The organism is Streptomyces sp. NPDC085481 (genome assembly GCF_044541845.1).
Lineage (GTDB): Bacteria > Actinomycetota > Actinomycetes > Streptomycetales > Streptomycetaceae > Streptomyces.
Genome location: NZ_JBITTJ010000003.1, coordinates 309,959 through 331,898, shown reverse-complemented (window position 1 = coordinate 331,898; position 21,940 = coordinate 309,959). Strand labels below are relative to the sequence as shown.

Sequence of the window (21,940 nt, the reverse complement as noted above, 5' to 3'; positions counted from 1 at the left end):
GGACGACTGCTCCCGGTGCTCGAGGGGGGAAGCAGGCAGTCGTCCCACGGTCGCTAGATCACCAGCGACAGGAGCAGCACGCAGCCGATACCGACCACCGAGATGATCGTCTCCATCACCGACCAGGTCTTGACCGTCTGGCCGACGCTCATCCCGAAGTACTCCTTCACCAGCCAGAACCCGGCGTCGTTGACGTGACTGAAGAAGAGCGAGCCGGCGCCGATCGCGAGGACGAGGAGGGACACCTCGCCCGCCGGCATTCCCTCGGCGAGCGGGGCCACCAGGCCGGCCGCCGAGATCGTGGCCACCGTGGCCGAACCCGTCGCGAGCCGGATCGCGACCGCGATCAGCCAGGCGAGCAGCAGGGCCGGGATCGACCAGTTCTTCGAGAAGTCGAGGATCATCTGGCCGACGCCGATGTCGATCAGGGTCTGCTTGAAGCCGCCGCCCGCGCCGACGATCAGCAGTACGCCCGCGATCGGGGCGAGCGACTTCTCGACGGTGGACGACAGCCGCTCCTTGCTGAAGCCGGCCGCCCGGCCGAGGGTGAACAGGGCGACTATGACGGCCGCGAGCAGCGCGATCAGCGGCGAGCCGATCACGTCGGTGACCTTCTGCAGGCCGTTGTCCGGGTCGTCGACCACGATGTCGACGAGCGCCTTCACCAGCATCAGGACGACGGGCAGCAGCACGGTCGCCACGGTGATGCCGAAGCCGGGGCGCCTGTCCAGCTCCTCCGAGGGGCGCACCGGGATCATCTTCTCGGGGGCCGGGATGTCGACCCAGCGGGCCGCGAACCGGGAGAAGACCGGACCGGCGATGATCACGGTCGGGATCGCGACGACGAGACCGAGGGCGAGGGTGATGCCCAGGTTGGCGCCGACCGCGTCGATCGCGACGAGCGGGCCGGGGTGCGGCGGGATCAGCCCGTGCATGACGGACAGGCCGGCGAGGGCCGGGATGCCGATCCGCATGAGCGAGTAGTTGCCGCGCTTGGCGACCAGCAGCACCACCGGGATCAGCAGCACGATGCCGACCTCGAAGAACAGCGGCAGACCGATCACGGAGGCGATCAGGACCATCGCCCACGGCATGGCCCGTCCGCTGGTCCTGGCCAGGATCGTGTCGACGATCTGGTCGGCGCCGCCCGAGTCGGCGAGCAGCTTGCCGAGGATCGCGCCGAGGGCGATGAGGACGCCGACGCCGGCCACGGTGGCGCCGAGGCCCGCGGTGAAGGACTTGATGGTGTCCGCGAGCGGGGCACCCGCGAACGCGCCGAGCGCCAGCGACCCGATGGTCAGCGCGAGGAAGGCGTGCAGCTTGAACTTCGTGATGAGCAGAACGATGACGGCGATGCCGGCGAGGACGGCGATGCCGAGCTGGGCGTTGCCTGCCGAGGTGATCGGTTCGGCGGCGTCCGCTGCCAGGATCTCGACGCTGAGACTGGTCACGGTGGGTCCCTCGGGGGTCAGGGGGCAGGGGGTCAGTGGGCGAGCCGGCGCAGCGCGGCGACGGCCCGGGCGGTGATGTCTTCGGGCGTGCCGGAGACGTCGACGGCGACGCCGGCCTCGTCCTGCTGCAGCGGCTGCAGGGTGGCGAACTGGGAGTCGAGGAGCGCGGTCGGCATGAAGTGGCCCTTGCGGGCCCCCATCCGCTTCTCGATGAGCTCCCGGTCACCGGTCAGATGGAGGAAGACCACACCGGGGGCCGCGGCGCGCAGCCGGTCCCGGTAACTCCGCTTCAGGGCGGAGCTGCTCACCACGCCGCCGAGCCCCGCCCGGTCGTGCGCCCAGTTCCCGATCGCGTCGAGCCAGGGCTCGCGGTCGGTGTCGTCCAGGGGGATGCCGGCCGACATCTTGGCCACGTTGGCCGCCGGGTGGAAGTCGTCGCCCTCCGCGTACGGGAGGCCGAGCGCCTCGGCGACCAGGGGGCCGATCGTGGTCTTGCCGGTCCCGGCGACGCCCATCACGACGACGACCAGGGCCTCGGGGGTGGTGCTCATGGGGGTGCCTCGCTGTCTTCTTCGACATCGATCCGTCGCGCATATGAAACCCATTGGGTACGACGTATTCAAGAGGCTGTGACTAAAAAGTCGTACTTTTGATTCCCGGTGTGATCACCCACGTGATCGCGCATAGGCTTGCCACCATGACGACACCGGCCCAGGGGCTCCATCCGCACGTCCTTGCCTCCCTGGGCCTCGCGATCACCGCGGGGGAGTACCCGCCGGGCAGCGTGCTGCGCACCGACGAGCTCGCCGAGCGCTTCGACGTCTCGCGCACCGTGGTGCGCGAGGTCGTCCGCGTGCTCGAGTCCATGCACCTCGTCGAGTCCCGCCGCCGGGTCGGCGTGATCGTGCTGCCGACCGAGCAGTGGAACGTGTACGACCCCCAGGTCATCCGCTGGCGCCTGGCCGGCGCCGACCGGCCCCGCCAGCTCCGCTCGCTCACCGTGCTGCGCTCAGCGATCGAGCCCGTCGCCGCCGGACTCGCGGCCCTGAACGCCACCCCCGAGCAGTGCCGCCGGCTCACCGAGCAGGCCCTCGGCATGGTCGCCACCTCGCGGGGCCGTCAGCTGGAGGCGTACCTGGTGCACGACATCGCCTTCCACCGGGTCGTCCTCGACGCCTCGGGCAACGAGATGTTCGCCCGGCTCGGGGACGTCGTCGCCGAGGTCCTGACCGGCCGCACCCACCACCAGGTGATGTTCGAGGACCCCGACCCGGCCGCGGTCACCCTGCACGTCCAGGTCGCCGAGGCGGTACGGGAGAAGGACGCGGCCCGCGCCGAGGAGCTGACCCGCCAGATCGCGGTCGGCGCCCTCAAGGAGCTGGACGTCCTCGCCCCGTAGCGGCAGGGCTGCGGGCCGTTTACGCCCGCGTAACCTCAGAAGTCGCTCAAATCCGGGCCTTCAGTGACATTGGCCACTGTCAGGGGCGGCACGATGCGGTGAGGATGTCCGCTGGCCGAACGCCGGGACCACCTCCCGCGCTGCCGGGTACCGCACACCCTCCCCCTCACGAAGGCGAACAACTCCATGAGTGACCGCATCACTGCGGCCGACCCGCTGTCCGCCACCCCGGCGGCCTCCGGCTCAGCGGCGTCCCCCCACGTCGACGCCGGAGACGCCGGATACCGCAAGGACCTCAAGTCCCGGCACATCAACATGATCGCCATCGGCGGCGCGATCGGCACCGGCCTCTTCCTCGGCGCCGGCGGCCGCATGGCCAACGCCGGACCGTCCCTCTTCATCGCGTACGCGGTCTGCGGCGTCTTCGCCTTCTTCGTGGTCCGTGCCCTCGGCGAGCTCGTGCTCTACCGCCCCTCCTCCGGCGCCTTCGTCTCCTACGCCCGTGAGTTCATGGGCGAGAAGGGCGCCTACACGGCCGGCTGGCTGTACTTCCTCAACTGGTCGACCACCGCCGTCGCCGACATCACCGCCGCGGCCACCTACGCGCACTTCTGGGCGATGTTCAGCGACATCCCGCAGTGGATCCTCGCGCTGATCGCCCTCGCGATCGTGCTCGCCGCCAACCTCATCTCCGTGAAGTACTTCGGCGAGATGGAGTTCTGGTTCGCGATCATCAAGGTCGCCGCCCTGGTCGCCTTCATGATCGTCGGCATCTTCCTGGTCGTCACCTCGCACGACGTCGGCGGCCACACCCCGGGTCTCGCCAACATCACCGAGAACGGCGGCATCTTCCCCAACGGCGTCATGCCGATGCTGCTGCTCGTCCAGGGCGTCGTCTTCGCCTACGCCTCCGTCGAGCTGTGCGGCGTCGCCGCCGGCGAGACCGAGAACCCCGAGAAGATCATGCCCAAGGCGATCAACTCGATCATGTGGCGCGTCGGCCTGTTCTACGTCGGCTCGGTCATCCTGCTCGCGCTGATCCTCCCGTACACCGCCTACTCCGGCGACCAGAGCCCGTTCGTCACCGTCTTCGACAAGCTGGGCATCCCCGGCGCCGCCGGCGTGATGAACCTGGTCGTCCTCACGGCCGCGCTCTCGAGCCTCAACTCGGGCCTCTACTCCACCGGCCGCATCCTGCGCTCCATGTCGCTGTCCGGCTCGGCGCCCAAGTTCACCGGCGTCATGAACAAGGGCGGTGTCCCCTACGGCGGCATCCTGCTCACCGCGGGCTTCGGCATCCTCGGTGTCGGCCTCAACTTCGTGATGCCCGACGACGCCTTCGAGCTGGTGCTGAACTTCGCCTCCATCGGCATCATCGGCACCTGGGCGATGATCATGGTCTGCTCGCTGCTCTTCTGGCGCGCCGCCAAGCAGGGCAAGGTCACCCGCCCCGGCTACAACCTGCCCTGGGCCCCGTACACCCAGGTCGTGACCCTCGGCTTCCTCGCCAGCGTCGTGGTCCTCATGTGGATGGACGGCGGCGTCGGACGCACCACCGTCGCCTGCCTGCCGCTCATCGCGGCCGCGCTCGTCGGCGGCTGGTTCCTGGTCCGCGGCCGCGTCCGCGCGACCTCAGAAGCGGCCCCCCGGGACTGACCTCCCCCAGCCCCCGGATCCCCCCACGGGCCAGGCCCCCGCGAGCGCACCGCTCGCGGGGGCCGCACCGTCTCCGGGACTCAGTGGCCGCCGTGACCGCCGCCGTGACCTCCGCCCGGGCCGCCGCCGTGGCCTCCGCCCGGGCCGCCGCCGTGGCCGCCGCCGTGTCCGCCCCCGTGGCCCGCGGCGTGGTCGAAGGGCAGGACCTCCGGCGGTACGACCACGAACGGCCGCATCATGCCCATGTCCTCGTGCTCCAGCAGATGGCAGTGGTACATGAACCGGCCGTACGAGCCGTCGAACCGCCCGAGGACCTTCACCAGCTGCCCGCCCGGCACCTGGAACACGTCCTTCCAGCCCTGCTCGTTGGCCGGCACCGCCAGCGGCCGCTCCGTGTCGTAGCGCACCGGCGCCAGCGTCCCGCCGACCGCCGGGTCGAAGGCGTCGGTCACGTACGCCTCACGAGCCATCACCTGGAAGTCCGCGAGGTGGACGTGCATCGGGTGCGTCACCGGCGCCGGACCCAGGTTGAGGAACGACCACTGCTCGTACGAGCCCTCGCCGATGGTGAAGCCGAGCCCGTCGTTGAACGTCCGGGCCGTACGCCGGTAGGTCCGCACCTTCCCGTCCGCGGCCTGGACCTGGATCACCCCGTTCGTCGGCACCCGGAAGTCGCCGCCCTGGCCCTCGGGGACCTCCTCCATCTCCCAGATCTCCGGGTGCCCGCCGCCCCCGACCGTCCCCGGCGGCGTGAGCACGACCAGGCGGTGGCCGTGCTCGATCCGCCCGTGGTCGTAACGCCGGAAGGAGCCCGAGAGCACCGCCGGCAGCTCGAAGCCGTCGGCCTCGGCGCCCTCGCCCACCCGGAACTCCATCACCTGCGGATACGGCACGTTGAACGCCGGGTCCGGCTCTCCCGGCTCCCGTCCCGGGGCCCGGTTCACCAGGCGTACGCTCCGTCCCGCGAGCCCCCGGAAGTCGATCAGCAGGTCGAAGCGCTCGGCCGGGGAGATGGACAGCGGCGCGCCGTCCTCGAAATCCACCGCCACCGGCCGCGGCAGCAGTCCGCCGTCGCTGCCGATCTGGTGCATCGCCCCGGCGACCGGCCGGTCGTCCTCGTCGACGAGGACGAGGTCGTAGGTCCGTGCGTTGGAGGCGTTCACCAGCCGGAAGCGGTACCAGCCGTCCTCGACGTCCAGATACGGCCAGATCGTGCCGTTGACCGTCGTGTACGGGCCGAAGAACGGCAGCGCGACCGGCCGGCCCGTCTCCGGGTGGCTCGCGATCAGGCTGGTCGTCTTGTGCAGCAGCCGCCCGTTGAGCCGCCCGTCCTCGTCCTGGTCCAGGTTCCGGTCCGCCAGGACCAGCGGCAGCTCCCGCTCCCCGGACGGCAGGCCCAGCGCGTCCTCCTCGTCGTCACGGACGAGATAGGTGCCCACCAGGCCCGCGTAGACGTTCCAGCGGGTGATGTTCATGGCGTGGTCGTGGTACCACCAGTGCACCGCCTGGTGCTCGTTGGGGTACTCGGACAGCTGCGCGTCGCCGAAGCCGACCGCGTTGTCCGTCCAACCGTCGTTCCCGCCGCCGGTCTGCGCCCCGTGCACGTGGGTCACCGACCAGGCCGGCAGCTCCGCCACCCCCTTGACGGGCTCCGCGCCCTCGCGGCCCGGCCGGTTGTGCGGATCGGGCTCCCCCTCGGTCCGCGGCAGCTCGACCGCGGTGACCGGGTACTCACTGCCCTTCGGGATCCGGTTGGTCCACGCGATCCGGATCCGCTGACCCCGCCGCACCTCGATGGTCGGACCGGGGACGGAGCCCTCGTAGCCCCACATCAGCGTCGGCGGTAACTGACGGTGCATCCGCACATACGTGGGCCGCAGCGCGATCTCGATCTCCTGAGGGCCGTCCGCCGGGTCGGCCTCCGCCGGCCGGATCACCGGCGGCACGGTCAACGCGTCGGCATAAGGCTCGAGTTCACTCGTCATCATTTCCCCCTGAGGCTGTGACCTTGCCTGTACGGGGAAGGACTCCGGCGGCCGGGCGAAGGTTCCGGGCTGCGCGTAACCTGGCCGATATCGTCACATCCGTAACGCGGATCACCGTTTCGGAGGAAGGGAAGTCACGATGGCGCAGCAGGTCCAGGGGGTCATCGCCCCCGGCAGGAACGAGCCGGTACGGGTCGAGACGATCGTGATCCCCGATCCCGGCCCCGGTGAGGCCGTCGTGAAGATCCAGGCGTGCGGCGTCTGCCACACCGACCTCCACTACAAGCAGGGCGGAATCAACGACGAGTTCCCCTTCCTGCTCGGCCACGAGGCCGCCGGAATCGTGGAGTCGGTCGGCGCGAACGTGACCGACGTCGCCCCCGGCGACTTCGTGATCCTCAACTGGCGTGCGGTGTGCGGCAACTGCCGGGCCTGTCTGCGCGGCCGCCCCTGGTACTGCTTCTCCACGCACAACGCCGGCCAGAAAATGACCCTGCTCGACGGCACCGAGCTCTCCCCGGCGCTCGGGATCGGCGCCTTCGCCGAGAAGACCCTCGTCGCCGCCGGCCAGTGCACCAAGGTCGACCCGGCCGTCGCCCCCGAGGTGGCCGGCCTGCTCGGCTGCGGCGTGATGGCCGGCATCGGCGCGGCGATCAACACCGGTGGCGTCGGCCGCGGCGACTCGGTCGCCGTCATCGGCTGCGGCGGCGTCGGCGACGCGGCGATCGTCGGCTCCCGGCTCGCCGGCGCGGCCCGGATCATCGCCGTCGACATCGACGACCGCAAACTGGACAAGGCCCGGCAGATGGGCGCCACCCACACCGTGAACTCCCGTACCGCCGACCCCGTCGAGGCCGTCCGCGAACTCACCGGCGGCTTCGGCGCCGACGTCGTCATCGAGGCCGTCGGCCGCCCGGAGACGTACGAGCAGGCCTTCTACGCCCGCGACCTGGCCGGCACCGTCGTCCTCGTCGGCGTCCCCACCCCCGAGATGAAGCTCGAACTCCCGCTCCTCGACGTCTTCGGCCGCGGCGGCTCCCTGAAGTCCTCCTGGTACGGCGACTGCCTGCCCTCCCGCGACTTCCCGATGCTGATCGACCTGCACCAGCAGGGCCGGATCGACCTCGGCGCCTTCGTCACCGAGACCATCGGACTCGGCGACGTCGAGAAGGCGTTCGCCCGCATGCACGAGGGCGACGTGCTCCGCTCGGTGGTGGTCCTCTGATGGCCGCCCGCATCGACCACCTGGTCACCTCCGGCACCTTCAGCCTCGACGGCGGCACCTGGGAGGTCGACAACAACGTCTGGATCGTCGGCGACGACACCGAGGCCGTCGTCATCGACGCCGCCCATGACGCCCAGGCCATCCTGGCCGCACTCGACGGCCGCGCCCTGCGCGCCATCGTCTGCACCCACGCCCACGACGACCACATCGGCGCGGCCCCGGCCCTCGCCGCCGCCACCGGCGCCCGGATCCTGCTCCACCCCGCCGACCAGCCGCTGTGGAAGCTGACCCACCCCGACCACACCCCGGACGGCGACCTCGCGGACGGCTCGGTCCTCACCATCGCCGGGACCGACCTCCACGTCCTGCACACCCCCGGCCACGCCCCCGGCGCCGTCTGCCTGCACGCCCCCGACCTGGGGACCGTCTTCACCGGGGACACCCTCTTCCGGGGCGGTCCGGGCGCCACCGGACGGTCGTTCTCCGACTTCCCGACCATCGTCGACTCGATCCGGACCAGGCTCCTCACCCTGCCGCCCGAGACGGTGGTCCGCACCGGCCACGGCGACACCACCACGATCGGCGCCGAGGCCCCGCACCTCCAGGAGTGGATCAGTCGAGGCCACTGAGCCGCAGCCGGCTCCCGAAACGCCGCGGGGAACCCGTGAACGGGTCGGTGAACTCCAGCGTCCGCGCCAGCAGTTGCAGTGGCCGTCCGTAGTCCTCCGGCCCGTCCTCCCGCACGACCGGATACACCGGGTCGTGCAGGATCGGCAGCCCGAGGGCGTTCATGTGCACCCGCAGCTGATGGGTCCGCCCGGTCTCCGGCACCAGCCGGTAGCGGGCGAGCCCGCCCCGCCGCTCCACCAGCTCGATCCGGCTCTCGCTGTTCGGCTCGCCAGGCACCTCCCGGGCGGCCATCACCCCGCGCTCCTTCTCGATCCGGCTGCGCACAGTCACCGGCAGCTCCACCCCGGGGTCGTACGGGGCCACCGCCTCGTACTCCTTGCGCACCCGCCGGTCCCGGAACAGCGTCTGGTACGCCCCTCGGTCCTCCGGCCGTACGACGAAGAGCACGAGTCCCGCGGTCAGCCGGTCGAGCCGGTGCGCGGGCTGCAGGGCCGGCAGGCCGAGCTCCCGCCGCAGCCGCGCCAGCGCCGTCTCGGTCACATGCCGGCCCCGCGGCATCGTGGCCAGGAAGTGCGGCTTGTCCGCGACCACGATCCGCTCGTCCCGGTACACCACGCCGATCTCGAACGGCACCCGCTCCTCGGCCGGAAAGTCCCGGTGGAACCACAGGTACCGCCCCGCCGCGTACGGCTCGTCCCCGGCGACGGCCAGGCCGTCGGCGCCGACGAACCGGCCCTCGCGCAGCATCTCCTCGACCCGTGCGACGCCGACGGCCCGTCCGTACCGCTCGATCAGGTGCTCGCCGACGGTCGCCCAGAGTCCCTCGGGGTCCTCCGGGAGCCTCACCCGCGCCGGGTCGATCCCGTCCCGCTGCGGCAGCGGCGCGGCCGGTGCCTTGGTTCGCCTTCTCACCGTTCCGCCTCGCCGTGCTCCGGGGTCTCGCTCCCGGATCTCGCCCCGGGATACGCGGAAGTCCCGGTCGAGATGATCTCGACCGGGACTCCGTGTGGTGTCCGAGGGGGGACTTGAACCCCCACGCCCGATAAAGGGCACTAGCACCTCAAGCTAGCGCGTCTGCCATTCCGCCACCCGGACAAGGTGTCTGTCTTTCCGGCCCCTGGGCCGTTCCGACGAGGAAAACCATAGCAAACATTCGAGGTGGTCGATCACCACCCCGTCGCGCGAGGATGGGGGCGACCACCAGTCATCACGTGGGGCACGTAGTGGGAGGAAGCAGCGTGAGCGAGTCGAACACCGCGGCACGAAAGGTCACCGGCGAGGACGAGGTCGTGGACCTCTGCCGTGACCTCATCCGCATCGACACCAGCAACTACGGCGACCACTCCGGCCCGGGAGAGCGCGCGGCGGCCGAGTACGTCGCCGAGAAGCTCGCGGAGGTCGGACTCGAGCCGAAGATCATCGAGTCGCACAAGGGGCGGGCCTCCACCGTCGCCCGGATCGAGGGCGAGGACCCGTCCCGCCCCGCCCTGCTGATCCACGGCCACACCGATGTCGTCCCGGCCAACGCCGAGGACTGGACCCACCACCCCTTCTCCGGCGAGGTGGCCGACGGCTGCGTCTGGGGCCGCGGCGCCGTCGACATGAAGGACATGGACGCGATGACCCTCGCGGTCGTCCGCGACCGGCTGCGCAGCGGCCGCAAGCCCCCGCGCGACATCGTCCTCGCCTTCCTCGCCGACGAGGAGGCGGGCGGCACGTACGGCGCCCGCCACCTCGTCGACAAGCACCGCGATCTCTTCGACGGGGTGACCGAGGCGATCGGCGAGGTCGGCGGCTTCTCCTTCACCGTCAACGAGAACCTCCGCCTCTACCTGGTCGAGACCGCCCAGAAGGGCATGCACTGGATGCGGCTGACCGTCGAGGGCACGGCCGGCCACGGCTCGATGACCAACAACGACAACGCCATCACGGAGCTCTGCGAGGCCGTGGGCCGGCTCGGCCGCCACCAGTGGCCGGTGAGGGTCACCAAGACCGTACGGTCCTTCCTGGACGAGCTCTCGGACGCGCTCGGCACCCCCCTCGACCCCGAGGACATGGACGCCACGCTCGCCAAGCTCGGCGGCATCGCCAAGATGGTCGGCGCCACCCTGCGCAACTCCGCCGCCCCGACCATGCTCGGCGCCGGCTACAAGGTCAACGTCATCCCCGGCCAGGCCACCGCGCACGTCGACGGCCGCTTCCTGCCCGGTTACGAGGAGGAGTTCCTGGCCGACCTCGACCGGATCCTCGGCCCCCGGGTCAAGCGCGAGGACGTGCACGGCGACAAGGCCCTGGAGACCAGCTTCGACGGCGACCTGGTCGACGCCATGCAGCTGGCTCTGCGCGCCGAGGACCCGATCGCGCGCGCCGTGCCGTACATGCTCTCCGGCGGCACCGACGCCAAGTCCTTCGACGACCTCGGCATCCGCTGCTTCGGATTCGCGCCGCTCCAGCTGCCGCCCGAGCTCGACTTCGCCGGGATGTTCCACGGCGTGGACGAGCGGGTGCCGGTGGACGGCCTGAAGTTCGGCGTCCGGGTCCTCGACCGCTTCATCGACGCCTCCTGAGGCGCCGCGGGGGCACTGGATTCGACCGCCTGTCCGTGCGTGACCGGAAAGAGTGAATGCACGGATGGGCTCGTAGCCCCCAAAGTTCCCCCTCGTTACAGGTGGTGCGGTCCGCGGCTGGGACCGCATTGCCAACAAGGAGGAATAATGATCAAGAAGGTCGTCGCTGCTGCGGCTGCCACTGGCGGTCTGGTTCTCGCGGGTGCGGGCATGGCCGTTGCCGACTCGGGTGCCCAGGGTGCCGCCATCGGTTCCCCTGGTGTGCTCTCGGGCAACGTCGTCCAGGTGCCGGTTCACATCCCCGTGAACGTGTGCGGCAACACGGTCTCCGTGATCGGGCTGCTGAACCCCACCTTCGGCAACACCTGCATCAACGCCTGACGTTGCGCCTCGACCCCTGAGGGTCTGAGCCAAGGCCGGCCCCGGAGTGCGCGCCATGCACTCCGGGGCCGGTGGCCATTTCTCACGAGCCGAGTAGCAGGGAACCAAGCTATGCGACAGGTCACACGCATCATCACCCGCAAGAGCCTCGCCACCGTCGCCGCGGCCGGCGGCATGATCGCCCTCGGTGGCGGTTACGCCCAAGCGGACGCGGGCGCGAGCGGTGCGGCGTCCCACTCGCCGGGCGTCGCGTCCGGCAACACCGTCCAGGTGCCGGTCCACGCGCCGGTCAACGCCTGCGGCAACACCGTCAACGTCGTCGGACTGATGAACCCGGCGTTCGGCAACAAGTGCGCCAACGTGAGCCGTTCGGGCGGCTACGGCGACTCCGGCGGCGGCTCTTCCGCCGGCGGCCACGCCGCGCACTCGCCGGGCATCGGCTCCGGCAACCACGTCTCGGTGCCGGTGGACGCCCCGGTCAACGTCTGCGGCAACAGTGTCACGGGCATCGGCCTCGGCAACGCGGCCACGGGCAACGACTGCGGGAACGGCATCGAGCCGACGCCGCCGGGGGAGCCGGGGAACCCCGGAAATCCGGGGAATCCGGGGGAGCCGGGGAATCCGGGAAACCCGGGCGAGCCGGGGAACCCTGGAAATCCGGGGAACCCGGGGAACCCCGGCAACCCGGGTAACCCCGGCAATCCGGGTACGCCCGGGAATCCCGGCACCCCGGGTACGCCCGGCACCCCCGGCAACGAAGGCGGCGAGCACCCCGGCACCCCCGGCCACCCGCAAGGGCCGAACACTCCGGGTACGCACACGGTCACCCAGACCCCGCCCGCCGAGGAGCTCGCGCACACCGGCGCCGGGCCGCTCGGTCTGGTCGCCCCGGCCGGCGCGGCCATGCTGCTGGCCGGTTCCGTGATCTACCGCCGGTCCCGCCGTAGCGCCTGATCCGTACCGAAACGGCAGGGGCCCCGCATCGCGGGGCCCCTTCTGCGTCTCACCAGGTGGCGCGGATCTGACGGATGATGCGCCGGCGCAGCCGCACTCTGCGACTCCCGTCCCGGTGCAGGGTCAGTCGGTCCAACTCCCAGTGTCCGTACTCGGCATGGTCGGTCAGCAGCCGCGTCGCCTCCTTGCGGGAGACGCCGCGCGGCACGTACACGTCGACAAATTCGTATTCCGGCATCGCATCTATTGTGCGGCCAAGGGCCCGGTACGGATAGCGTCTGTCCTATGTCTGATGCTGCGCAGCCCACCGCTGCCGAGGTACGCGCCGCCGCCGAGGCGGTCAAAGCCGCACTGGACCGTCACCTCGCGGCGGTCGAACGCCGCACCGGGGACGACGACCCGGCCGTCTACGAGGCCTTCAACGCGCTCGCCGCGGCGGCGGAGGCGTACGACGAACGTCTCTACGACCGGTACGACGAGGTCACCCCCTTCGAGATCCCCGGCGCCGACGACTCGCTGCCGCCCTATGCGGGACCCGAGGAGCCACACGCCCTCAGCGTGCTGATCCGCCGCGACTACGCGGTGGTGGAACCGCAGCGCCTCATCGCCCAGGCCCAGCGCATCGCGGCCGTCGACCGGGAGGAGGACGGCGCCGGCACGGCCCATGCCGCCCTCGGCGTGCTCTTCGGCGAGTACGAACCTGACGAAATCGCGTCCCGTCACAAGGAATTCGGACTCGAAGAGGGCGACTCCACGCTCTGGGTCGAGGCGGCGGAGGAGCTGCCCGAGCCGGGGGAGTGGCTGCCCGCCCCCTTCGACCACGCCGATCCGGAGCGGATCGTGTGCCGCTTCGACATCAGCTCCGTCTTCGACGACGAGGCGGACGACGACCTGGAGGACCAGGCCCGCGGGGCCTGAGAGACCACGGGCGCCCCTTCTCTTCGGCTCGCCAACGCGGCCATGAGGAGGGGCGCCTGTTCCTTTCTCCCGTTATGCCTCTTCTTCCTCGTGGAGCAGCGCCTCAAGGAGCGGGCGCAGCCGGGTCGTACGCTCCGGGTCGCGGCCCTCGGCCACCGCGCGCGGCAGTGCCTGGTCCACGCCGTGGACGACCGACAGATGGCGCTCGGCCCGGCCGAACGCCGTGTACACCCAGGCCCGGCTGAGGCCGGCGGCCGCGTCCCCGGGCAGCACCACGACCGCGGCGGGCCAGCGCGTCCCGGCCGCCTGGTGCGCGGTCAGCGCCCAGCCGTGCCGCAGCGAGGACTCGACCCGCTCCTTCGGTACGACGATCCGCTCGCCCCCGGACTCCAGGTGCAGGCCCTCGGCGTCCGCCGAGACGACCGTGCCCGTCACGCACCGGCCCGGCGCGGGGGAGTGGGCCACCCGGTCGCCCGGGTCGTAGCCGCCGAAGCGGCCGGGGCCGGGGTTGAGCCGCTGCTTGAGGGCCGCGTTGAGGGCGCGGGTGCCGGCGGAGCCGCCGTGGCCGACCGTGATGACCTGGGTCTGCTCGGCCGGCAGGCCGAACGCCCGCGGGATCGAGTCGGCGACCAGCTGGACCGTGCGGTGCACGGCCTCGCCCGCGTCCCGCACCGGGACGATCACGACCTCCTTGCCGGGGGCGTCCACCTGGGTCAGCTCGCCGGCGCCGATGCCCGAGACCAGCTCGCCGATCGGGCCGGGGTCGGGCGTCCGGGAGGCGATCTGCGGGGCGACGCGGGCGGCGAGCAGGTCGGCGAAGACCCGGCCCGGGCCGGCCGAGCCGAGGACGTGTGGGTCGCCGCCGAGGACGAGCCGGCAGCCGTCGGGCAGGGCCTCGACGAGCAGCGCGGCGCTCTCGACGTCGAGCTGCGGCGCGTCCAGGACGACGAGGAGGTCCAGGGCGAGGGCGCCGTCCTCGTCGCGGCCCGGTCCGGTCGCGCCGGACAGCAGCGCGGCCACCGGCACCGCGCCCGCGCGGGCCGTGTGGGCCGCGACGGCGACCCGCAGGCCCCGCTCCCGGGCCGCCGCGGCGAGCGCGAGGGGTTCGGCCCGGGCGGCCTCGCCGCCGGTGTGCAGGACGAGCCCGTGCGCACCGGCCGCGCGGGCCAGCTCAGGGCCGTCCCACTCGGCCGCCTCGACCGTGCGGATCAGGCGGGCGAGTCCGTCGGCGAGGCTCTCCTCCGCGAGGGCGAACCGCTCGAGTCCGAGCAGCACGGGAGCCAGCGGCCGCTGCTCCTGCTCGGCGGCTTCCGCGTCCTCCGCGTCCTCCGCGTCCTCCGGCTCCTCCTCCTGGAAGACCAGCACCGCGGCCTCGGAGATGGCCAGCTCGACCGCCTTGTCGGGCTCGGGCACCGACAGCTTGCCGAGCCCGTCCCGAACGGCACCGATCTCCAGGGCCGTGTGCCCCTTCAGCGCGGCCTGCTCCAGGAGCCAGGCGGCCAGCGCGACGGTGCGCCGCGGGTCGCCGGGCCCGCACTCCGCGCCGAGCAGGGCCCGCGCGAAGCCGTCCGCCTGCTCGGGCCGCACCCCGGGCACCGCGAGCAGCTGCCACGGATCCTCGGTGAGGGCCCGGGCGGCGCCCTCTCCGAGCACCGTGGCGACCTGCCCGGCCAGCCCCTCGGGCGCCCCGCCGCGTGCGAGCACCTGCCGCACGCCGGTCGTCGTCTCCTCCGTCACCACGGGCGCCTCGCGTACCGGCGGTCGCACCGTCACCTCCGGGGCGGGTCGCGCCGGCGCCGGAACCCCGGCCCGGGGTGCCGCGACCGGCTTCGCGCCGCTCTCCACGGCCCGTACCGCCGCGAGCAGATCGGCCGCGGTCCCGCTCAGCTTCGCGCCCGCCTCGACGGGCGCCGCCCGCTCGGCCTTGCGCTGCTCGATCCGGGCCCGCAGCTCCCGCTGCGCGGCGAGCTCCGCCTGCGCCTCGGAGACCTCGGCCTTCTCCTCGCCCTCCGCCGCCGACTCGGCCGACGCGGCCCCGACGTCCTGCCCGTCCTGCCCGTCCGTCCCGTCCTGGGCGTCCTCGCCCTCGGACCCCGCGTCCGCCGGGGGCGCGGCGTCGCCCGGTTCCCCCTGGGCGCCCGGCGACGCGGGGGTCGCCTCCTCGGCGTCGGCGGCGGGTTCGGCGGCCTCGGGCATGGTCTCCCCGGAAGGCTCGGTCACAAGGTGCTCCAGTCGTGATCCGGATAGCGGTGCACGGGCGCCGACACGTCGTCGAGGGCCCGGCAGATCTCGTCAGGAAGACTAAGGCTCTCCACTGACAAAGCGGCCGTGAGCTGCTGCGCGTTGCGCGCGCCGATGATCGGGGCGGTCACCCCGGGGCGGTCGCGGACCCACGCGAGGGCCACCTGGAGCGGGGTGGTCGCGAGGCCGTCGGCGGCGGTCGCGACCGCGTCGACGATCCGGCCCGCCGCGTCGTCCAGATACGGCTCCACGAACGGGGCCATCGCCTCGGAGCCGCCGCGCGAGTCCGCCGGGGTGCCGTGGCGGTACTTGCCGGTGAGCACCCCGCGGCCCAGCGGCGAGGAGGGCAGCAGGCCGATGCCGAGGTCGAGCGCTGCCGGCAGCACCTCGCGCTCGATGCCCCGCTGGAGCAGCGAGTACTCCATCTGCGCGCCGGCGAGCCGGGTCCGGTCCCCGCCGAGCTGCCAGGTGGCGGCCTTGGCCAGCTGCCAGCCGCAGAAGTCGGAGACGCCCGCGTACCGCGCCCGGCCGCTGCGGACGGCGATGTCGAGGGCCTGCAGCGACTCCTCCAGCGGCGTGTACGGGTCGAAGGCGTGCAGGTGCCACAGGTCCACGTGGTCCGTGCCGAGCCGGGCGAGGGAGGCGTCGAGCGCGGCAAGGAGGTGTCCGCGCGAGCCGTCCGTGCGGCGGTCCGGGTCGGGGACGCTGCCCGCCTTGGTCGAGATGACCAGGTCGCGGCGCGGCACCAGGACGTCCAGGAACCGCCCGAGCAGATACTCGGCCTCGCCGCCCCCGTACACGTCCGCGGTGTCGACGAGGGTGCCGCCCGCGTCCCAGAACGTCTTCAACTGCTCGGCGGCGTCGTGCTCGTCGGTGTCGCGGCCCCAGGTGAGGGTGCCGAGCCCGATGCGGGACACGCGCAGGCCGGTGCGTCCGAGATGCCTCTGCTCCATGGCCGCGAGAGTACTGGCCACGGCACCACGCGGAGAGAGCCTGTGGACAACCCGTCCACCGGCCGGTTCCCCACCGGGCCCCGTCCGGCTCCTGACGAACGGCAGGACCGCGCGCTAGAGTCCCGGACACAGGGACGTTACCGATGGGTAAGGGGTACGTGGCATGCGGCTCGGCATCAACCTCGGCTACTGGGGCGCGGGCATGGACGGCGACAACCTCGCCGTGGCCCAGGAGGCGGACCGCCTCGGCTACGACGTGTGCTGGGCGGCGGAGGCGTACGGCTCCGACGCCCCCACCGTGCTCTCCTGGGTCGCCGCCAAGACGGAGCGGATCGACGTCGGCTCGGCGATCATGCAGATCCCGGCCCGCCAGCCGGCGATGACCGCCATGACGGCCGCCACCCTCGACTCGCTGTCCGGCGGCCGCTTCCGCCTCGGCATCGGCGTCTCCGGCCCGCAGGTCTCCGAGGGCTGGTACGGCGTCAAGTTCGACAAGCCGCTCGCCCGCACCCGTGAGTACGTCGAGATCGTCCGCAAGGCCATGACCCGCGAGCGCCTCACCTACGCGGGTGAGCACTGGACGCTGCCGCTGCCGGACGGCCCGGGCAAGCCCATCAAGCTCACGGTCCACCCGACCCGCCCGCACATCCCGCTCTACATCGCGGCCATCGGACCGAAGAACCTGGAGCAGACCGGCGAGATCGCCGACGGCGCCCTGCTGATCTTCCCCGCCGCCGAGCACCTGGAGGAGACCGCCCTGCGCCACATCAGGGCGGGCCGTGAGAAGGCCGGACTCACCCTCGAGGGCTTCGACGTCCACCCCACCCTGCCGCTCGCCCTCGGCGACGACATCGACGCGCTGGCCGACATCTTCCGCCCTTACACCGCCCTCTACGTCGGCGGCATGGGCAGCCGCAAGCAGAACTTCTACAACCAGCTCGCCCAGCGCATGGGCTACGAGAAGGCCGCCGCCGAGATCCAGGACAAGTACCTGGCCGGCGACAAGGACGGCGCCGCCGCGGCCGTACCGCGCCAGCTGATCGACCAGACCACCCTGCTCGGCTCCGTCGACCGGATCGCCGACCGGATGACGGCCTACGCGGCCGCCGGGGTCACCACCCTGACCCTCGCCCCGGCCGGCTTCACCCTGGACGAGAGGCTGGCGGCCCTCAGGGCGGGTGTGGAGGCGCTGGAGCGGGCGGGGCTCGCGTAACCCGGACGCCTGAAGAGGTCTGCGGCCGTGGTGGGGGCTCGGGGGGTCTTCCCCGCCACGGCCGTCACGCAGCACAACGCCCGAGCGCGCCTGCGGGTTACGCGCCCCGCCGCGCCACTTGCGGCACGACTTCCGCACCGCCCGTGTACGTCGTTCGGCCCAGTCCCCGCGGCCTCCTGTTGCCCGCCCGGCCGGGCGGCATTTGACTCGTACTTCACGGGCGTGCGGAAGGCGGACGTCCGCATGGAGGTGCAGCCATGCTGTCGGCCAAGAGCCTGTTCCAGGAAATCATCGACAACGACGAGTCGTTCCAGCTCTTCTGTTCCATCGCCGCCAGCGGCGAGGCCCAGGGCGGCTGGGAGAACGGCCGGATCGCGGCGCTCGTCGCCCCCGGCATGCGGGACCTCGCGCCCAAGATCACCCGGCACGGCGCCGACGAGGACAAACACGGCCGGATCTTCAACGCCCTGCTGAAGAAGCGCGGCCTCGAGCCCGTCCCCGTACCGCCCGAGACCGACTACACCATGCTGCTCGAACAGCGCGGGATCGGCCTCGCCCACGACAAGCTGCGCCGCGATGAGCCGCTGAGCGAGCAGGACATCGTGGTCTACCTCAGCCACAGCCGGGTCACCGAGCAGCGGGCGGCCGACCAGATGGACATGCTGGTCAAGTACTTCGGCGACCACCCCGAGCTGGGCAAGGCCATCCACATGATCGACCACGACGAGTCCAACCACCTCGCCTACTGCCACGAGGAACTGCTCCGCCTCAACTACGCGGGGCACGGCCGGCTCATCCACGGCGTCCTGCGCGAGTGCGCACTCACCGAGATCAGGGTCTACCGGGACGTCAGCCTCGCCGTGATGAGCCACATGGGCCGCATCCTGCGCTGGCCGAGGGCCAAGGCCGCCGCTCTCACCGCCGGAATCCACGGCATGTACGCCTACGAGCGGGCGGCCGGCTGGCACCGGATGGTCGACCTCAAGATGCCCGAGCGGCGCGACGCCCTCGGCGGACCCGCGGCCCCGGCCCCCGCCTTCTGAGACGCCCGCCGTCCAAACCGCTACATCCAGCCACGCCGCTTGAACAGCCGGTACAGGCCGGCGACGACCCCCGCCATCAGCACGATGACCACCGGGTACGACGCCACCCAGTGCAGTTCGGGCATGTGGTCGAAGTTCATGCCGTAGATCCCCGCGACCATCGTGGGGACGGCGGCCATGGCCGCCCACGCGGAGATCTTGCGCATGTCGTCGTTCTGCCGCACGCCCATCTGCGCCAGATGCGCCGACAGCACGTCCGAGAGCAGCCGGTCCAGGCCCTCCACCTGCTCGTTGGCGCGCAGCAGATGGTCGTTGACGTCCCGGAAGAACGGCACCGAGCGGTCGTGCACGAACGGCACGGAGCCCGTCGCGAGCCGGGACATCGGCCCGGCCAGCGGGCCGCTCGCCCGCCGGAACTCCAGGACCTGCCGCTTGGCCGTGTAGATCCGCTCCGCCGTGTGCCCGGGACCGGTGCCGGAGGGCGCGAAGACGTCCGCCTCCAGCTCCTCCAGGTCGATCTGGAGCTCCCCCGCCACGTCGATGTAGTGGTCCACCACCGCGTCGCTGATCGCGTAGAGCACCGAGGTCGGCCCGTGCTTGAGCACCTCGGGCTCGGCCTCCAGACGCTGCCGCACCGCCGCCAGCGGGGCGCCCTCGCCGTGCCGTACCGTCACGACGAACGAGTCGCCGATGAAGACCATCAGCTCGCCCGAGGAGACCCGGTCGCTCTCCGGCTCGTACACGACCGGCTTGAGCACCGCGAACAGCGAGTCGTCGTAGACCTCCAGCTTGGGCCGCTGATGCGCCTTCAACGCGTCCTCCACGGCCAGCGGGTGCAGCGCGAACTCCGAGCTGACGTGCGCGAACTCGGCTTCCGTCGGCTCGTGCAGGCCCACCCACAGGAACGCGTCCCCGGTCGCCCTGGCCTCGTCGAGCGCGTCGGACAGATCCGCGGGACCTTCCGTCCTGCGCCCGTCCCGGTAGATGGCTGAGTCCACGATCACGCGCCGTATTCTCCCCCGCCGGGCGCCGGCGCACCATCCCGGCCGCCACGGCCTGTCCCGGCGGATCAGGGCCTACCCTGGCCCACATGGCCACCCTGATCCTCGTCCGGCACGGACGCTCCACCGCCAACACCTCCGGGGTGCTCGCCGGGCGCATGCCCGGGGTCGCGCTCGACGAGCGCGGCGCCGCGCAGGCCGCCGCGCTGCCCGGGCGGCTGGCGGGGGTGCCGCTCGCCGCCGTCGTCTCCAGCCCGCTCCAGCGCTGCCGCGAGACCGTACGGCCGCTGCTCGACGCCCGCCCCGGACTCCCGCTGCACACCGAGGAGCGGATCAGCGAGTGCGACTACGGTGACTGGTCAGGCCGCAAGCTCGCCGAGCTCGCCGACGAGCCCGTCATGCAGGTCGTGCAGGCCCACGCCTCGGCCGCCGCCTTCCCCGGCGGCGAGTCCATGCGCGCCATGCAGGCCAGGGCCGTGGACGCCGTCCACGACTGGAACGCCCGGATCGAGGACGCGCACGGCGAGGACGCCGTCTACGCGATGTGCTCGCACGGCGACATCATCAAATCGGTCGTCGCCGACGCCCTCGGCCTCCACCTCGACCTCTTCCAGCGGATCCACGTCGACCCCGGCTCGCTCACCGTCATCCGTTACACGCGCCTGCGCCCCTTCCTCGTCCGCCTCGGCGACACCGGCGACCTCGCCGCCCTCGCCCCCCGCGAGGCCCCCGGCGGCAACGGGGCGGCTGAGGTCGGAGGCGGTGCGGGCGCACCGTGATCCTTCCGCGCAGTAGGGTGGACGCGCCGCGGTAAAACCAGTTCGCAGCACCACAGTCGAGACCCAAGGGAGTCGGGAACGTGTCCCGTCAGGTGTTCCTCTACGACCCACCGGAGCGTTTCGTGGCCGGCACGGTCGGGCTGCCTGGCCGCCGTACGTTCTTCCTGCAGGCGTCCGCGGCCGGCCGGGTCACCAGCGTCGCGCTGGAGAAGACCCAGGTCGCCGCCCTCGCCGAGCGCATCGACGAACTCCTCGACGAGGTCGTGCGGCGCACCGGCGGCAACGCCCCCGTCCCGGCGGTCGCCCCGCCCGACAGCGCGGACACCGCCCCCCTCGACACCCCCGTCGAGGAGGAGTTCCGGGTCGGCACCATGGCCCTCGCCTGGGACGGCGAGGAGCAGCGCATGATCGTCGAGGCGCAGGCGCTGGTCGAGCTGGACGCGGACTCCGAGGAGGACCTCGCCGAGGCCGAGGAGCGGATGCTCCAGGACGAGGAGAACGGCCCGCCGATGCTGCGGGTCCGGCTCTCCGGCGCGCAGGCCAGGGCCTTCGCCAAGCGGGCCCTCGACGTCGTCAACGCCGGCCGCCCGCCGTGCCCGCTGTGCAGTCTGCCGCTCGACCCCGAGGGCCACGTCTGCCCCCGCCAGAACGGATACCGTCGCGGCGCATGAGCAGCGAGAAGGCCCCCACGACGGTCGACCTGCTCGCCAAGGGGGAGCTGACCGTCCGCGGCCAGGTCCGCGAGGCGTCCAACGCCGTGCTGTTCTGCTCCGTCGCGTACGAGGGCGAGCGGGCGGACTGCGTCTACAAGCCGGTCGCCGGGGAGCAGCCGCTGTGGGACTTCCCCGACGGCACCCTCGCCCAGCGCGAGGTCGCCGCCTACGAACTGTCCGAGGCCACCGGCTGGGGCCTGGTGCCGCCGACCGTGCTGCGGGAGGGGCCGTACGGCGAGGGCATGGTCCAGCTCTGGGTCGAGGCCGACCCGTCCGCCTCGCTGCTCGCGCTCGTCGAGGACGAGGACGCCGGCGAGGGCTGGAAGCCCGTGGGGCCCGCCCAGGTCGCCGAGGACCGCACGGCGCTCCTGGTGCACGCCGACACCCCAGAGCTGCGCCGGCTCGCCGTCCTGGACGCCGTCATCAACAACGGCGACCGCAAGGGCGGTCATCTGCTGCCCGCGCCGGACGGCCGGCTCTACGGGATCGACCACGGCGTCTCCTTCCACGTGGACGACAAGCTGCGCACCCTGCTGTGGGGCTGGGCGGGGGAGGAGCTGACCGAGGAGGCCGCCGCCGTCATCGACCGGCTCGGCGGGCTGCTCGCGCCCGGCACTCCGTTGGCCGAACGGCTCGCGGGGCTCCTGACGGCCGCCGAGGTGGACGCGCTGCGGGAGCGGGTCGCCGTCCTGCGCAGGACGCGGCGGCACCCCGTACCGTCCGGGCAGTGGCCGGCGATTCCCTGGCCACCGGTATAGGGCACGGCCACTCGCCGATCGTTTTCGGCCAAGCTGTCCGACGGGGCGAGACCCCCGGGGGGTATGCATGGAC

Annotated in this window: 21 protein-coding genes and 1 tRNA gene; 13 read left to right on the top strand and 9 right to left on the bottom strand. The window is 72.2% G+C overall.

What is annotated here, in order from left to right:
- Positions 1–53 precede the first annotated feature (53 nt).
- Together ACIGEZ_RS10285 and ACIGEZ_RS10280 are read right to left on the bottom strand one after the other, a co-directional pair.
- Positions 54–1,451, bottom strand: coding sequence for a gluconate:H+ symporter (locus ACIGEZ_RS10285; RefSeq protein ID WP_399828387.1), 1,398 nt, complete (start codon positions 1,449–1,451; stop codon positions 54–56).
- A 32-nt stretch (positions 1,452–1,483) separates the two neighbouring features.
- Entirely contained in the window at positions 1,484–2,002 is a 519-nt protein-coding gene (locus ACIGEZ_RS10280) for a gluconokinase (protein WP_399828385.1), read from the bottom strand.
- 146 nt (positions 2,003–2,148) lie between these two features.
- On the opposite strand from ACIGEZ_RS10280, the gene ACIGEZ_RS10275 reads away from it, so the two are divergent.
- Both ACIGEZ_RS10275 and ACIGEZ_RS10270 read left to right on the top strand, forming a co-directional pair.
- Positions 2,149–2,850, top strand: coding sequence for a FadR/GntR family transcriptional regulator (locus tag ACIGEZ_RS10275; RefSeq protein ID WP_399828382.1), 702 nt, complete (start codon positions 2,149–2,151; stop codon positions 2,848–2,850).
- Between the two features lie 186 nt (positions 2,851–3,036).
- A complete protein-coding gene (locus ACIGEZ_RS10270; RefSeq protein WP_399828380.1) occupies positions 3,037–4,506 on the top strand; it encodes an amino acid permease in 1,470 nt (489 codons plus the stop codon).
- Positions 4,507–4,586: 80 nt separating this feature from the next.
- Here ACIGEZ_RS10270 and phsA read toward each other — a convergent pair whose 3' ends face one another.
- Positions 4,587–6,491 carry an O-aminophenol oxidase PhsA gene (gene phsA, locus ACIGEZ_RS10265; RefSeq protein WP_399828378.1) on the bottom strand — a complete coding sequence of 635 codons (1,905 nt, stop codon included), beginning with the start codon at positions 6,489–6,491 and terminating at the stop codon, positions 4,587–4,589.
- 139 nt (positions 6,492–6,630) lie between these two features.
- On the opposite strand from phsA, the gene ACIGEZ_RS10260 reads away from it, so the two are divergent.
- Both ACIGEZ_RS10260 and ACIGEZ_RS10255 read left to right on the top strand, forming a co-directional pair.
- Positions 6,631–7,716, top strand: a complete 1,086-nt coding sequence (locus ACIGEZ_RS10260) for an S-(hydroxymethyl)mycothiol dehydrogenase (protein WP_399828376.1) — start codon at positions 6,631–6,633, stop codon at positions 7,714–7,716.
- A complete protein-coding gene (locus ACIGEZ_RS10255; RefSeq protein WP_399828374.1) occupies positions 7,716–8,345 on the top strand; it encodes an MBL fold metallo-hydrolase in 630 nt (209 codons plus the stop codon). Before ACIGEZ_RS10260 ends, ACIGEZ_RS10255 begins: the two co-directional genes overlap by 1 nt.
- On the opposite strand, the gene ACIGEZ_RS10250 is transcribed toward ACIGEZ_RS10255, so the two are convergent.
- Both ACIGEZ_RS10250 and ACIGEZ_RS10245 read right to left on the bottom strand, forming a co-directional pair.
- Complete coding sequence (locus ACIGEZ_RS10250; RefSeq protein WP_399828371.1) at positions 8,329–9,258, bottom strand: RluA family pseudouridine synthase; 930 nt, start codon at positions 9,256–9,258, stop codon at positions 8,329–8,331. The two genes, ACIGEZ_RS10255 and ACIGEZ_RS10250, sit on opposite strands and share 17 nt — an antisense overlap.
- Before the next feature lie 95 nt (positions 9,259–9,353).
- A tRNA-Leu gene (locus tag ACIGEZ_RS10245) sits at positions 9,354–9,441 on the bottom strand.
- 143 nt (positions 9,442–9,584) lie between these two features.
- On the opposite strand from ACIGEZ_RS10245, the gene ACIGEZ_RS10240 reads away from it, so the two are divergent.
- From ACIGEZ_RS10240 to ACIGEZ_RS10230, 3 genes are all read left to right on the top strand, one after another.
- Positions 9,585–10,913, top strand: a complete 1,329-nt coding sequence (locus ACIGEZ_RS10240) for a M20/M25/M40 family metallo-hydrolase (RefSeq protein WP_399828369.1) — start codon at positions 9,585–9,587, stop codon at positions 10,911–10,913.
- A gap of 147 nt (positions 10,914–11,060) precedes the next feature.
- Positions 11,061–11,294 carry a chaplin ChpH gene (gene chpH, locus ACIGEZ_RS10235; protein ID WP_383561159.1) on the top strand — a complete coding sequence of 78 codons (234 nt, stop codon included), beginning with the start codon at positions 11,061–11,063 and terminating at the stop codon, positions 11,292–11,294.
- A 111-nt stretch (positions 11,295–11,405) separates the two neighbouring features.
- Positions 11,406–12,248, top strand: coding sequence for a chaplin (locus tag ACIGEZ_RS10230; RefSeq protein WP_399828366.1), 843 nt, complete (start codon positions 11,406–11,408; stop codon positions 12,246–12,248).
- A gap of 49 nt (positions 12,249–12,297) precedes the next feature.
- On the opposite strand, the gene ACIGEZ_RS10225 is transcribed toward ACIGEZ_RS10230, so the two are convergent.
- On the bottom strand, positions 12,298–12,486 hold the full coding sequence (locus ACIGEZ_RS10225; RefSeq protein WP_399828364.1) for a DUF5703 family protein: 189 nt from the start codon (positions 12,484–12,486) through the stop codon (positions 12,298–12,300).
- Between the two features lie 47 nt (positions 12,487–12,533).
- On the opposite strand from ACIGEZ_RS10225, the gene ACIGEZ_RS10220 reads away from it, so the two are divergent.
- Entirely contained in the window at positions 12,534–13,166 is a 633-nt protein-coding gene (locus tag ACIGEZ_RS10220; protein WP_399828361.1) for a hypothetical protein, read from the top strand.
- A 72-nt stretch (positions 13,167–13,238) separates the two neighbouring features.
- Here the strand turns inward: ACIGEZ_RS10220 and ACIGEZ_RS10215 are convergent, their stop codons facing one another.
- Both ACIGEZ_RS10215 and ACIGEZ_RS10210 read right to left on the bottom strand, forming a co-directional pair.
- Positions 13,239–15,386 carry a helix-hairpin-helix domain-containing protein gene (locus ACIGEZ_RS10215; protein ID WP_399828359.1) on the bottom strand — a complete coding sequence of 716 codons (2,148 nt, stop codon included), beginning with the start codon at positions 15,384–15,386 and terminating at the stop codon, positions 13,239–13,241.
- Positions 15,383–16,360, bottom strand: coding sequence for an aldo/keto reductase (locus ACIGEZ_RS10210; protein ID WP_399828356.1), 978 nt, complete (start codon positions 16,358–16,360; stop codon positions 15,383–15,385). The genes ACIGEZ_RS10215 and ACIGEZ_RS10210 overlap by 4 nt, the downstream gene beginning before the upstream one ends.
- Positions 16,361–16,523: 163 nt before the next feature.
- On the opposite strand from ACIGEZ_RS10210, the gene ACIGEZ_RS10205 reads away from it, so the two are divergent.
- Together ACIGEZ_RS10205 and ACIGEZ_RS10200 are read left to right on the top strand one after the other, a co-directional pair.
- Positions 16,524–17,573 (top strand): LLM class F420-dependent oxidoreductase, encoded by a 1,050-nt coding sequence (locus ACIGEZ_RS10205; RefSeq protein WP_399828354.1) that lies wholly within the window; start codon positions 16,524–16,526, stop codon positions 17,571–17,573.
- A 257-nt stretch (positions 17,574–17,830) separates the two neighbouring features.
- The gene (locus tag ACIGEZ_RS10200; protein ID WP_399828352.1) at positions 17,831–18,616 is read left to right on the top strand and encodes a ferritin-like domain-containing protein; all 786 of its coding nucleotides are present in this window, start codon (positions 17,831–17,833) and stop codon (positions 18,614–18,616) included.
- A 20-nt stretch (positions 18,617–18,636) separates the two neighbouring features.
- Here the strand turns inward: ACIGEZ_RS10200 and ACIGEZ_RS10195 are convergent, their stop codons facing one another.
- A complete protein-coding gene (locus tag ACIGEZ_RS10195) occupies positions 18,637–19,629 on the bottom strand; it encodes a magnesium and cobalt transport protein CorA (RefSeq protein WP_399828699.1) in 993 nt (330 codons plus the stop codon).
- A 77-nt stretch (positions 19,630–19,706) separates the two neighbouring features.
- On the opposite strand from ACIGEZ_RS10195, the gene ACIGEZ_RS10190 reads away from it, so the two are divergent.
- From ACIGEZ_RS10190 to ACIGEZ_RS10180, 3 genes are all read left to right on the top strand, one after another.
- The gene (locus ACIGEZ_RS10190) at positions 19,707–20,396 is read left to right on the top strand and encodes a histidine phosphatase family protein (RefSeq protein WP_399828350.1); all 690 of its coding nucleotides are present in this window, start codon (positions 19,707–19,709) and stop codon (positions 20,394–20,396) included.
- An 80-nt stretch (positions 20,397–20,476) separates the two neighbouring features.
- Positions 20,477–21,067: a DUF3090 domain-containing protein gene (locus ACIGEZ_RS10185; protein WP_399828348.1), complete on the top strand. Its 591-nt coding sequence runs from the start codon at positions 20,477–20,479 to the stop codon at positions 21,065–21,067.
- Positions 21,031–21,867: an SCO1664 family protein gene (locus ACIGEZ_RS10180; protein ID WP_399828696.1), complete on the top strand. Its 837-nt coding sequence runs from the start codon at positions 21,031–21,033 to the stop codon at positions 21,865–21,867. Before ACIGEZ_RS10185 ends, ACIGEZ_RS10180 begins: the two co-directional genes overlap by 37 nt.
- Positions 21,868–21,940 lie beyond the last annotated feature (73 nt).

Coding starts and splice junctions, on each gene's coding strand:
- ACIGEZ_RS10280 (WP_399828385.1), bottom strand. CDS start 2,002: ATGAGCACCACCCCCGAGGCCCTGGTCGTCGTCGTGATGGGCGTCGCC.
- ACIGEZ_RS10275 (WP_399828382.1), top strand. CDS start 2,149: ATGACGACACCGGCCCAGGGGCTCCATCCGCACGTCCTTGCCTCCCTG.
- ACIGEZ_RS10270 (WP_399828380.1), top strand. CDS start 3,037: ATGAGTGACCGCATCACTGCGGCCGACCCGCTGTCCGCCACCCCGGCG.
- phsA (WP_399828378.1), bottom strand. CDS start 6,491: ATGACGAGTGAACTCGAGCCTTATGCCGACGCGTTGACCGTGCCGCCG.
- ACIGEZ_RS10260 (WP_399828376.1), top strand. CDS start 6,631: ATGGCGCAGCAGGTCCAGGGGGTCATCGCCCCCGGCAGGAACGAGCCG.
- ACIGEZ_RS10255 (WP_399828374.1), top strand. CDS start 7,716: ATGGCCGCCCGCATCGACCACCTGGTCACCTCCGGCACCTTCAGCCTC.
- chpH (WP_383561159.1), top strand. CDS start 11,061: ATGATCAAGAAGGTCGTCGCTGCTGCGGCTGCCACTGGCGGTCTGGTT.
- ACIGEZ_RS10230 (WP_399828366.1), top strand. CDS start 11,406: ATGCGACAGGTCACACGCATCATCACCCGCAAGAGCCTCGCCACCGTC.
- ACIGEZ_RS10225 (WP_399828364.1), bottom strand. CDS start 12,486: ATGCCGGAATACGAATTTGTCGACGTGTACGTGCCGCGCGGCGTCTCC.
- ACIGEZ_RS10220 (WP_399828361.1), top strand. CDS start 12,534: ATGTCTGATGCTGCGCAGCCCACCGCTGCCGAGGTACGCGCCGCCGCC.
- ACIGEZ_RS10210 (WP_399828356.1), bottom strand. CDS start 16,360: ATGGAGCAGAGGCATCTCGGACGCACCGGCCTGCGCGTGTCCCGCATC.
- ACIGEZ_RS10205 (WP_399828354.1), top strand. CDS start 16,524: ATGCGGCTCGGCATCAACCTCGGCTACTGGGGCGCGGGCATGGACGGC.
- ACIGEZ_RS10200 (WP_399828352.1), top strand. CDS start 17,831: ATGCTGTCGGCCAAGAGCCTGTTCCAGGAAATCATCGACAACGACGAG.
- ACIGEZ_RS10190 (WP_399828350.1), top strand. CDS start 19,707: ATGGCCACCCTGATCCTCGTCCGGCACGGACGCTCCACCGCCAACACC.